The 11764-nt window shown below is 49.0% G+C and carries 9 protein-coding genes and 1 pseudogene; 7 read left to right on the plus strand and 3 right to left on the minus strand.

Annotation, left to right across the window (positions count from 1 at the left end; all coding sequences use genetic code 11):
• Positions 1–36 precede the first annotated feature (36 nt).
• A pseudogene (locus OX890_RS02640) lies at positions 37–246 on the plus strand (hypothetical protein); the annotation flags it as partial.
• A gap of 12 nt (positions 247–258) precedes the next feature.
• Here OX890_RS02640 and OX890_RS02645 read toward each other — a convergent pair.
• Together OX890_RS02645 and OX890_RS02650 are read right to left on the minus strand one after the other, a co-directional pair.
• Positions 259–2082, minus strand: coding sequence for a glycerophosphodiester phosphodiesterase (locus tag OX890_RS02645; RefSeq protein ID WP_268650060.1), 1824 nt, complete (start codon positions 2080–2082; stop codon positions 259–261).
• 218 nt (positions 2083–2300) lie between these two features.
• Entirely contained in the window at positions 2301–2918 is a 618-nt protein-coding gene (locus OX890_RS02650; RefSeq protein WP_126490891.1) for an FMN-binding negative transcriptional regulator, read from the minus strand.
• Between the two features lie 456 nt (positions 2919–3374).
• Between OX890_RS02650 and OX890_RS02655 the strand changes: the two genes are divergently transcribed.
• The 3 genes from OX890_RS02655 (at position 3375) to OX890_RS02665 (ending at position 5930) form a co-directional block, all read left to right on the plus strand.
• Complete coding sequence (locus tag OX890_RS02655; RefSeq protein WP_126490892.1) at positions 3375–4133, plus strand: COG4705 family protein; 759 nt, start codon at positions 3375–3377, stop codon at positions 4131–4133.
• Positions 4134–4618: 485 nt separating this feature from the next.
• A complete protein-coding gene (locus OX890_RS02660; protein ID WP_126490893.1) occupies positions 4619–5179 on the plus strand; it encodes a MarR family winged helix-turn-helix transcriptional regulator in 561 nt (186 codons plus the stop codon).
• A complete protein-coding gene (locus tag OX890_RS02665; RefSeq protein ID WP_126490894.1) occupies positions 5172–5930 on the plus strand; it encodes a siderophore-interacting protein in 759 nt (252 codons plus the stop codon). The genes OX890_RS02660 and OX890_RS02665 overlap by 8 nt, the downstream gene beginning before the upstream one ends.
• A gap of 111 nt (positions 5931–6041) precedes the next feature.
• Here OX890_RS02665 and hutI read toward each other — a convergent pair whose 3' ends face one another.
• Positions 6042–7268, minus strand: coding sequence for an imidazolonepropionase (gene hutI, locus OX890_RS02670; RefSeq protein ID WP_063881898.1), 1227 nt, complete (start codon positions 7266–7268; stop codon positions 6042–6044).
• A gap of 233 nt (positions 7269–7501) precedes the next feature.
• Between hutI and hutC the strand changes: the two genes are divergently transcribed.
• The 3 genes from hutC to hutH all read left to right on the plus strand — a co-directional run bounded on the left by hutC (position 7502) and on the right by hutH (position 11657).
• Positions 7502–8209 (plus strand): histidine utilization repressor, encoded by a 708-nt coding sequence (gene hutC / locus OX890_RS02675; protein ID WP_011848212.1) that lies wholly within the window; start codon positions 7502–7504, stop codon positions 8207–8209.
• Positions 8210–8395: 186 nt separating this feature from the next.
• Complete coding sequence (gene hutU, locus OX890_RS02680) at positions 8396–10063, plus strand: urocanate hydratase (protein ID WP_126490895.1); 1668 nt, start codon at positions 8396–8398, stop codon at positions 10061–10063.
• 52 nt (positions 10064–10115) lie between these two features.
• Positions 10116–11657, plus strand: a complete 1542-nt coding sequence (gene hutH / locus OX890_RS02685; RefSeq protein ID WP_268650061.1) for a histidine ammonia-lyase — start codon at positions 10116–10118, stop codon at positions 11655–11657.
• Positions 11658–11764 lie beyond the last annotated feature (107 nt).

Below are 11764 nucleotides of genomic sequence, written 5' to 3' on the forward strand. Positions count from 1 at the left end.
GCTTTCTACAGGCTTGAGACACCATAACAATGAATCCCGAAACTTCCCTTCGATTGGCTCACCGCTGTGTTCATCCAAATGCCATTGGGTCTGGCTGTGCTGGCGTTAGATGGTTTTAGCTTAAACCTATTGTCATTCAAAGGTTTTGCGCTAACGCTGACCACCTTCGCCGCTTCCTTTGGGGTATTAGTCATCTTCTGGTTACTGCAGCGAAGAGCTAAGCGCCTTGAGGCTATGCCCAGCTAATCGTTGCGGCATTTACAGTACATAACGTAGGCGCAGTGCCGTCTGCTCAACGGGTGACAGTGATAGCCATTGTTCTCGTATTTCCACCGCTTCCTGTGGATAGTCGGTGATCAGTACATCGGCTCCCAGTGCTAACATGCGTAGCATTTGCCGTGGATTGTTCACTGTCCACACATGAACTTGCTTGCCGCCCTTATGGGCTCTGGCGATAAACTTCTCATTAGTAATCGACTGATTTATCGCTAAGAATTGTGCATTCGACTTAATCGGGTCGCCGATAGATTGGGTGACAATCAGCCCTGTTTGGATTGAAGGGTCTAGTCGCTGCACTTCTTCAATGGCTCTTGCTTCGAGCGAGGTAATTACTACTTGTTGCGTCATTTTCTGTTGTTGCAGTAGGGCAACAACAGCCTGCGCTAAGGTGGGATCGGCTTGATTATATTTAAGCTCAATATTCAAACCTATCTTATTGCGCGCCTCATTGAGCATTTGTAGTAGCGTCGGCACGGATTCACCGGTAAAGGCGGCACTGTGCCAGCGACCCGCATCGAGTAGTTGTATTTCACTGGCGCTGAGATTGGCAACTCGCCGTGGATCGCCCGCGATACGCATTAAATCCGCATCGTGCAGCACCATTAAGGTGCCGTCAGCGGCGGTTTGCACATCTATTTCAGCATAATCTGCCTTTTCTGCAATTGCTAAACGCAAAGCCGCAAGGGTATTTTCTGGTGCCCTAGCTGCACCAGCTCGGTGGGCAGAAATGAGGATTTCATCCCTTTGTGGCTCACTGTTTAGGGCATACACTCCAAATCCCAGCATGATTAAAAAAGTCGTGACCAAGACGCCACTTAGAGTGTAAATCGACAGCTCTGAAGTCTTTTTTACTGTCTCTCGTCCAAGACGTTCTAACCCTGCAGGTTTCTCTCCCAGTTGGCGGTATAACAGCAAGATGATAAAGGCTTCGCCAAACATGCCGAGCAAGGACCAAGTTGCACTCAGCATAAAAATCAGTGCAGAGACGAGGGCCAACATGGCTAATTCTGCCGAAAGTGTCAGTGAAACCCGGTCGAGTAAGCTATCGGCCCCCCACGAGATCAACAGCATTAAGGGGTACAGTAAAGCCCCTATCCTTAACCACCAACCCGCCGCGTGCCACATAATCGCGCGTTCATTACCCGCACTTAACTGCCAACTGCGTTTGAGTGCCGTTAATGCATCGGTTGTTTCACTGACAATTATCGTCAGGGAAAAGGCCGCTTTGGCCCACAGATATAAGCTAATAAGCAGATAGAGTAACGCTAAGAAGGCCATGCTCGATAAGGCTAAATACCATTCTGCTGGCTTGAAATACAGGTAGTAATTGATGTCGTGTCCCTGTAGAAACACGCTAAAAATAAGATACCCTAATCCCATAAAAGGTACGCTGAGCAGCAGTAAGCAAGCCGCATATATGCTACCAAGGCGAATGAATACGGGTAAACGCGCCGTGGCGAAAATCAGTGCCCGCACTGGGCCTATGGGAATATCGTATAGCCCAGATGCGGCCAGAATCGTGACCCCAGCGCGCTGGGTGAAAAACACGGTAAAGCTGCTGAATAGGGTAATGATCATAAATAGCAAGCCATAGGGAGACATGGCGAAGGCGATTAAGTCGTAATTGGTTATGGTGACATTGCCCGTTTTGGCAATCAGATGGCGCAGTAGCCAGCCAAAAGACGGGACGATAATACCCGCCGACACTAAGGTAAATAGCAGTTCAAATTCAATGAGTTTTCTACCGCAACGACGAATGGCTTTAAGCGTGTCATGCCAGTAACTGTGTTCAGGATTGAGCATGCAGCTTCCTTATTCGTGCGAGTTAGGACTGTAATTTAGCAGTGTTTCAGGTTGGCGGTTAGTCATTGGTACAATGTTTTAGATATGGGCAGGCCGTTAAAGTCTTCTTCTCAATGATTTTACAGAAGACCTACGGGTACCGGATTAAATTCGACAATGATTAACAGTGCTGCGCGACTGTGAGCGGCTAATCAAAGTATTGGCTTAGCTGCATGGGCTCAGTCATTACCTTTGCCAATATCTCGTTGATTCATATAGTGGGCTAATTGCGCTGCATCGGCATTGGAGCTGGCACTTAAGCCGCTGAACACACCCTGTTGATCGCTAATGGATCTATGCTGGCCGAGCTTTTCTTTTGCTTGAATCTCATCAATCACAATTTTAAAGCCGACTATAGCTTGGCGCAGCTTTTGCTGATACTCATCTGGCATAATTTGTTTATCTTGCAATAGCTTGGGTTCGTACTTTGTGACTAGCTTGTCCAACATGTCTTGAGTTTCGGTATCACTCAGCAGGCTTGCGACACCATAACAATGCACCGCCGCATAATTCCATGTAGGCACCGCAGGTTTAGCATCATACCAAGTTGGGGAAATGTAAGCGTGTGCGCCGCTGAAAACCACTAATACCCGCTGGCTTTCAAGCTCTTGCCAATGTGAGTTCGCTCGCGAAACATGGCCGTACAACACGCCTTTCTCTCCGACAGTTGCATCGAGTACAAAGGGAATATGGGTCGCATTAAGTGAGCTCGAAACCAGCAAACCAAAGCTGTTTTGCGTGATAAAAGCTGTGATGGCCTGCTGATCTGTCATCGCCATATTCTTAGGTGTATACATTATCGTCCTTGGGTTTCAACATGAGTGAAAGCGTTATATTACAAGGAAAAAGTCGGGAGTCGATAGGGGATTTAGAATGTTAGTTTGTGGCTTATTAAAATCAAAATCGTAGGGGCTTGAACTCGGACTCGGAGATTAAACACTCGCATTACTGTGACTCGCAGCAAGTACATCCGTGTATGCTCGAACGTGGCATCCATGCGAGTGCTTAATCTAGTTAAGACCTGCGTATACATCTAGCCTCGTTAAAATCCGTGAATCAGACTTGCCTAGTTTGGTTCACGCGCAGAACTCAGCCATTTGGCATTCGTTGTTAACTAACGCGTTTTTGCCCCAAATTGAGCTAAACCCATCTAGGATAGATCTTCCCCGTTGACCAAATTTTAGTCATGATACAAAGTGACCAATATTACTGGCTCAGAGCAATGCGCTGTTAGCCACCACAATGGACTTCAGATGAATACAGAAATGAAAGAAGCTCTAGTTAAAGTCCCACAGATTACGCTTGGCTTTTGGGTAATTAAAATTCTCGCAACTACCTTAGGTGAAACAGGCGGCGATGCCGTTTCCATGTCAATGGATCTAGGTTACTCGATTGGAACAGTCATTTTTATGGCTTTTTTCATTCTTGCGGTTGTGTTCCAAATCCGTACGAAGAAATTCAATCCGTTTGTTTATTGGGTCGCAATCGTCGCATCAACTACTGTAGGTACGACGCTCGCTGATTTTGCAGACCGTTCCTTAGGTATTGGCTATCTGGGCGGCTCAACACTCCTCGCAGTGTTTTTAGCAAGTACGTTGTTTATTTGGTATAGAACACTAGGCAGTATTAGTGTTTCGTCAATTCACACACCTAAAGCAGAAGCGTTCTACTGGCTTACCATAATGTTTTCTCAGACGCTCGGTACAGCGCTAGGTGACTGGACCGCAGGTTCAGCTGATTTGGGTTATGTCGGCGCAGCTTACATTTTCAGCGGCGGGTTAGCATTAATCGTCGCAGCTTACTTCTTCACAAAAGTATCTCGAACAATTTTATTCTGGTCAGCGTTTATTCTTACCCGTCCACTTGGAGCCGTGGTTGGTGACTTTTTGGATAAACCTATCGCTCAGGGTGGTCTAGAATTCAGCCGCTATACGGCTACAGGTGTACTTTTGGTCGCCATAGTAATTCTGGTTATTGTACTGCCACAGCGCGCAGCCAGTAAATCACACTAATGTGGTGCTTAACAACTTGTTCAAGTTGTTCGCGTCGCTCAACGGGACGGGCTAAAGTCCATTCTCCTAAACCAAACGTTAATCATAAATTTCTCATGATCGTTTAGTTAGCAATCGTGCCAGTGAATCACTCTGTACCAGACTGATTCAAGCTCACTTGATGACGGCACATTATCAACATAACGAGTTTGTGATGGTGGCGCAGTTTCCTGTAACGCAAATTGCATCAGGCTAATGGCTAAATTAGGTCATCAATATGCACGGGAGTTGATGAGATTAAGCACTGGTTTGTAAGTGACCGTTCGTGACAGGGATGTCACGGCCGAGCCCTCAAGGATGAGTTTATGGCGTGTCACTGGAAAGCCAGTGCTTAATCATTTTCTGATTATTTACACATTGCCGCCCACTCAGGATATGGTTACTTAGTTGACACAATCAACCAATCTCGATATTGTTGATACAGTCAACTATATCGAGAGCCTTCTATGCCTTCATTGTCACTCAGTGAAACTTTGCACAGATTAGTGCATGCCTACAAAAAGCAATTGCGTAGCGATATTGCTGCACAAGAGATTGATTTACCTGTCACTCATATCCGTGCCTTGAAGGGCGTGTGTCGCAATTCTGAATCGACAGCTCAGTCTATTGCTCTGCGAATGCAGCGGGATAAAGCGCAAATTACCCGTGTTCTAAATGAGCTACAGCAGGGTGGGTTGATCACTAAAATCGATAACCCAAAGGATGGCCGCAGCCAGTTACTGCGACCCACGGCTGAAGGGGAAAAGATCATGACCCAGATCAGTGCCTCAGAACGTAAAACCGTGGCGCGCATGACGCAGGCGCTCAGTTCAGCCGAAGTTGACACCTTTATTAAACTTGCCAATCGGATCAGCAAAAGTGTGGATGAGGCGGCTGCCGCTAAAAGTGGTGCGGATTGCCATGCTCAAAAAAGACCATCTAGTAAGCCAAAAGACCCGATTGGCAAAGGAGCCGTTGAGGCACGCTTAATGGAAGAACACGCCATAGGAGAAAATCATAATGAATAAACCTGCACTACGTGAGTTGGAAGTGATCCGCTCCACTTATATCACCCCGCATATGTTACGCATGACCTTAGGCGGTGCGGGATTCGCTGGTTTTCCTATCGATCAAGAGAGTGCCTATATTAAGTTGTTATTTCCACAAACGGGTGAACGTCCATTGATGCGAACCTACACGATTCGCCAGCAACGTGCTGATGAAATTGATGTGGATTTTGTACTGCACGATACCGACGGCCCCGCATCGAGCTGGGCGAAAACGGCGCAGGTAGGCGATATCATTCAAATTGGCGGACCCGGGCTAAAAAAACTGATCAACTTTGAGGCGGATTGGTTTTTACTCGCAGGTGATATGACCGCCTTGCCCGCTATCAGCGTGAACCTGGCACAATTACCATACAATGCAGTGGGTTACGCTGTGATTGAAGTGTTGAGCGAAGCCGACATTCAGCCTCTGGTGCATCCCGAAAATGTTGAGCTGCATTGGGTGATCAATCCTGAGGCTGATCCCGAAGGTCGCCCTTTGGTTGAGCGAATAGCCCAATTACCTTGGCTTACTGGCGAGCCCGCCGTGTGGATTGCTTGTGAATTCAACAGTATGCGCGCGCTAAGGAGATACTTTAAGCAAGCGCATTCACTGCCCAAGAGCCATTTTTATACTTCGAGCTATTGGAAAATTGGCTGTAACGAAGGCGAGCATAAGCTGGTAAAACAAGAAGATGAACAGTTAGAAAATGGTGCCAGTGCTAAAGCTTAAATCCTGTTGTTAAACAAACCGAGCTATTAAAAAAGATAAGGTCGCCAAGTTTGATTTTGCGACCTTATTTTATTTGCTACTTATGCCACATTTGTGGCGAGTACGCGCATTCTATTGGTGTACTAACTTGCCATTCTTCACTACATCTTTGCAGGGATTGACGCCGTAGGAATAGGCGAGTTGCGCTGGTGTGGCGATATCCCACAGACAAAAATCGGCTTGTTTGCCGACCACTAAGCTGCCAACATTCTCTTCAATCCCAAGTGCCTTGGCGGCATTCAATGTTAAACCCGCGAGCGCTTCTTCGGGCGTTAAGCGGAATAGGGTGCAACCCATGTTCAACATCAGCAGGGTCGAGCAGATGGGCGATGAGCCTGGGTTAAAGTCGCTGGCGAGCACCATAGGTACGCCGTATTGACGCAATAAATCGATAGGTGGTTTTTGGGTTTCCCGCAAAAAGTAAAACGCGCCTGGCAGCAGTACGGCGCAGGTGCCACTTTCACTCAAGGCTTTAACGCCTGCTTCATCTAAGTATTCAATATGATCCACAGACTTAGCGCCAAGACGTGCGGCCAGTGCGCTGCCACCCATATTGGTTAGCTGCTCGGCGTGGAGTTTAATTTCTAAGCCCGCCGCTTTGGCTGCGCTAAGTACCCGTTCAGTTTGCTCAAGGTTGAAGGCAATATTCTCGCAGAACACATCCACTGCATCGGCAAGGTTCTCAGCGATCACTGCGGGCAGCATCTTATTGATAATTAGGTCGACATAGCCGTCGCTGTTGTCTTTATACTCAGGCGGAATCGCATGGGCGCCAAGGAATGTGGTCTTCACATCTACGTGGTGATGCTTGCCTAGCTCGCGGGCGACACGCAGGATTTTCAATTCAGTTTCAGTATCTAAGCCGTAACCTGATTTGATCTCAACCGTAGTCACCCCTTCTTTGGCGAGCGCGTTTAAGCGCTGGCGGCCGAGTTCAAATAATTCTGCTTCATCTGCTTCGCGGCAGGCTTTAACGGTCGAAATAATGCCGCCACCTGAGCGGGCAATTTCTTCGTAACTCGCGCCTTGTAGGCGTAACTCAAATTCATTGGCGCGATTACCGGCAAAGATTAAGTGAGTGTGGGCGTCAATTAATCCTGGGGTGATCCAGCCGCCTTTGCCTCTGTAAACTGGAATGGACAAAACATCGAAGGCAGGTAGTTCACTGCGGGGGCCAAGCCAAGCAATTTTGCCATCTTTAACTGCGATGGCCGCATTGGTGATCGCGCCATAAGGTGCTGATATGGAAGGGTCCATTGTGGCTAAGTTAACGTCAATCCAAACCTGATCCCAAGACATGTATTCCCCTCGCTGTGCTGGCAGATGTTAACCAAGTGATTAACGGTTTATTAAATTTATGTGAGCTAGCTTGTATTTACTTGTATATACAAGCTAGGATTGTAGCCGCAATTTTCACCGTTTGAAAGTGGCATGACAGACCCGTGTCTTTGTCGCCTGCGTCAGTGCCTCTTTAGCAAGCATGACTTTCGCAAGGGCACAGGAACAAGAAGCTGAATTTAAGAGGAAGTGTTTTGGCTATTCCTAAGTTTGCAGAAATTAAGCAATACATTATCTCCTCTATCGAATCTGGCGAGTGGGAAGAAAACGCCCGCGTGCCTTCCGAGAATCAGCTTGCCGACTTGTTTACCTGCAGCCGAATGACGGCGCGACGTGCGTTAACCGAGCTTACGGATAGCGGCGTACTCGAACGAGCCCAAGGGCTTGGTACCTTTGTGGCTGGGCGTAAATCCCAGTCGTCTATGTTGGCGATTCGCAATATTGCCGATGAAATTAAAGACCGCGGCCACGGCTATAGCGTACAGCAATGGGTGTTAGAACAAACCGTTGCCAGTACAACTATCGCAATTTCCCTTGGGCTTGAGCGCGGTGCAAAGGTATTCCATTCGATCTTAGTGCATTGCGAGCAGGGGTTACCGCTGCAAGTCGAGGAGCGTTACGTGAACCCCGAGTTGGTGCCCGACTATTTATTGCAGGATTTTACCTTGCAGACGCCCCACGAATATTTATCCCAAGTGGCACCGTTGACCGAGGCGCATCACACGATTGAGGCGATTATCGCCAGCGCCGAATTACAGCAAAGGCTTGAAATCCCCGCCACAGAGCCCTGTTTACAGATTTTACGCCGTACTTGGTCGCGTCAAGGCGTCGTGAGTTTTGCCAAGTTAGTTCACCCCGGCAGCCGCTTTAAACTCGGCGGCCACTTAACTTTTAGTAAGTAGCGCCAGTGGCGTTATTTACCGATGTAAATCAGTCACTCCAATAGCTGTACCCTTATAAGTTAAAAGATAAAAACACCATAAAAACATAAGTTAAAAGATAAAAACACCATAAAAACAATAGTGTTAACCCGTATTAGCGACTCAGCAAATACGAGTTAGCACCACAGGTTGAAAGAGGAAAATTCAATGGACAAGCGACACGACCCAAGCCGCCGTATTATTGCACCGCATGGCACGCAATTAAGCTGTAAGAGTTGGCTCACAGAAGCGCCAATGCGCATGTTAATGAACAACTTACATCCCGATGTCGCCGAGCGCCCAGAAGACTTAGTCGTCTATGGTGGTATCGGCCGCGCCGCTCGCGACTGGGATTGCTATGACAAAATCATCGAAGTCTTACAACGCCTCGAAGATGACGAAACCTTATTAGTGCAATCGGGCAAACCTGTGGGCGTATTCCGCACCCATGCCGATGCACCTCGCGTGTTAATCGCTAACTCAAACCTAGTGCCACATTGGGCGAACTGGGAACATTTCAACGAGTTAGATAAGCTAGGTTTGGCCATGTACGGCCAGATGACGGCGGGTTCTTGGATTTACATCGGCACTCAAGGCATAGTCCAAGGTACTTACGAGACCTTTGTGTCGGTCGCAAAACAGCACTTTGAGGGGGCATCCAAAGGCAAATGGATCCTCACCGGCGGACTAGGCGGCATGGGCGGCGCACAAACGCTGGCGGGCACTATGGCTGGCTTCTCAGTGTTAGCCTGTGAAGTCGACGAGACCCGCATCGATTTCCGTTTGCGTACTCGCTATGTCGATAAAAAAGCCACTTCGCTCGATGAAGCATTAGCCATGATTGAAGCGGCGAACCAAGCTGGCAAGCCAGTATCCGTGGGCTTATTAGCGAACGCCGCCGATGTGTTTGCTGAATTAGTTAAACGCGGCGTTACCCCAGATGTGGTGACCGACCAGACGTCGGCACACGATCCATTAAACGGTTATCTGCCGCAGGGCTGGACTATGGCTGAGGCTGCGGCCATGCGTAAAACCGACGAAGCGGGCGTAGTGAAAGCGGCGAAAGCCTCCATGGCGGTGCAAGTACAAGCCATGCTCGATCTGCAAGCTGCCGGCGCAGCAACGCTCGATTACGGTAACAACATTCGCCAAATGGCGTTTGAAATGGGCGTTGCAAACGCCTTTGATTTCCCAGGTTTTGTGCCTGCTTATATTCGCCCGCTGTTCTGTGAAGGCATTGGTCCATTCCGCTGGGTGGCGTTATCTGGCGATCCCGAAGATATCTATAAAACTGACGCCAAAGTCAAAGAACTGATCCCAGATAATCCACACCTGCACAATTGGTTAGACATGGCACGCGAGCGTATTGCCTTCCAAGGTCTGCCTGCGCGTATTTGCTGGGTTGGCTTAAAAGATCGCGCTCGCTTGGCGTTAGCTTTCAACGAAATGGTCAAAAATGGCGAGTTGTCGGCGCCCGTGGTAATTGGTCGCGACCACTTAGATTCTGGCTCTGTTGCCAGCCCGAACCGCGAAACCGAATCTATGCTGGACGGCTCAGATGCAGTATCCGATTGGCCATTGCTGAACGCGCTACTCAACACCGCCAGCGGTGCAACTTGGGTATCTTTGCACCACGGCGGCGGCGTCGGCATGGGCTTTAGCCAACATTCGGGTGTGGTGATTGTGTGCGACGGAACCGACGCGGCGGCAAAACGGGTTGGCCGTGTACTGTGGAATGACCCCGCGACAGGCGTGATGCGCCATGCCGATGCGGGCTACGAGATTGCGAAAAACTGCGCCAAGGAGCAGGGCCTCGATTTACCTATGCAAGACTAGCCGATGCTAACGACTCAATAACAATAATAACTAAAAGCTTGGAGCTAAAAATATGAAATCTGTGAATCACTTAGTGTTAACGCCGGGCAGCTTGAGCCTAGCGCAATTGCGCGAAATCAGCCGTCATAAGTTGACACTGGAACTCGCACCTGAGGCCATTACTGATATCAACACCAGTGCGCAAATCGTGCAGAAAGTGTTGGATGAAGGCCGTACCGTTTATGGCATCAACACGGGCTTTGGCTTGTTGGCCAATACCAAGATAGCGCCCGAAGATCTGCAATTGCTGCAACGTTCTATCGTGTTGTCACATGCCGCTGGCACGGGGCAATACATGCAAGATGCCACAGTGCGCTTGATGATGGTGTTAAAAATCAACTCGTTAAGCCGTGGTTTTTCAGGCATTCGTTTAGAAGTGATTAACTTCTTAATCAGCTTAGTGAACGCCGAAGTTTATCCCTGCGTGCCAGAAAAAGGTTCAGTCGGCGCCTCGGGTGACTTAGCGCCACTGGCGCACATGTGTTTGCCTATGCTGGGCGAAGGCGAGATGAGCTATCGAGGCGAGTTAATTTCTGCCGCCGAAGGTTTAGAAATCGCTGGCCTTAAGCCAATCGATTTAGCGGCTAAAGAAGGGCTCGCTTTGCTTAATGGTACGCAAGCCTCGACTGCGCTGGCGCTGGAAGGGTTGTTCCACGCCGAAGACTTGTTCGCAGCAAGTTCAGTGATCGGTGCCATGAGCGTCGAAGCCGCTATGGGCAGCCGTAGCCCGTTTGATCCTCGCATCCATGCTGCGCGTGGTCAGAAAGGTCAAATCGATTCGGCCATGCTCTTCCGTCATCTACTGGGTGAAGAGTCTGAGATAAGCTTAAGTCATGCTAACTGTGAAAAGGTGCAAGATCCTTACTCACTGCGCTGTCAGCCACAGGTGCTGGGTGCTTGCTTGACCCAAATTCGTCACGCGGCCGATGTGTTAGGCACAGAGGCGAATGGCGTAACCGATAACCCACTGGTGTTCCAAGACACGGGCGATATCATTTCGGGCGGTAACTTCCACGCTGAGCCTGTGGCGATGGCGGCGGATAATCTGGCGATTACGATTGCTGAACTGGGCTCCATTGCCGAGCGTCGTATTGCGTTATTGATCGATTCTAGCCTGTCGAAACTGCCCCCTTTCCTTGTGAAAAACGGCGGGGTGAATTCGGGCTTTATGATCGCCCAAGTGACGGCGGCGGCATTGGCGTCTGAGAACAAGACCTACGCTCATCCGGCATCAGTTGACAGCTTGCCAACATCGGCAAACCAAGAAGACCATGTTTCTATGGCGACCTTTGCGGCCCGTCGCTTGCGCGATATGAGCGAAAATACCCGTGGTGTACTGGCAATTGAATTGTTAGCGGCGGCGCAGGGTTTAGATTTCCGCGCGCCTTTAGCCCCAAGTGCTGCAGTGGCTAAGGCTAAAGCCGAATTACGTGAAGTTGTCGCTTATTACGATAAAGACAGATACTTTGCGCCAGATATCGAAGCCGCGACAGATTTGTTGTATACAGCGAGCTTTAACACTTATCTGCCAGCAGGAACGCTAGCCAGCTTTTAGGCGTTTGTTTTAGTTTAATGGCTGAACAGGTGTTTACTCCGCGGGAATAGGCTGCACTGGGCGCTTTTGTTATCGCGCCCAGATTTTGCACCTCAATGTACTAAAAA

Origin of the sequence: Shewanella sp. DAU305, assembly GCF_026802235.1 — a bacterium.
Taxonomy (GTDB): domain Bacteria; phylum Pseudomonadota; class Gammaproteobacteria; order Enterobacterales; family Shewanellaceae; genus Shewanella; species Shewanella baltica.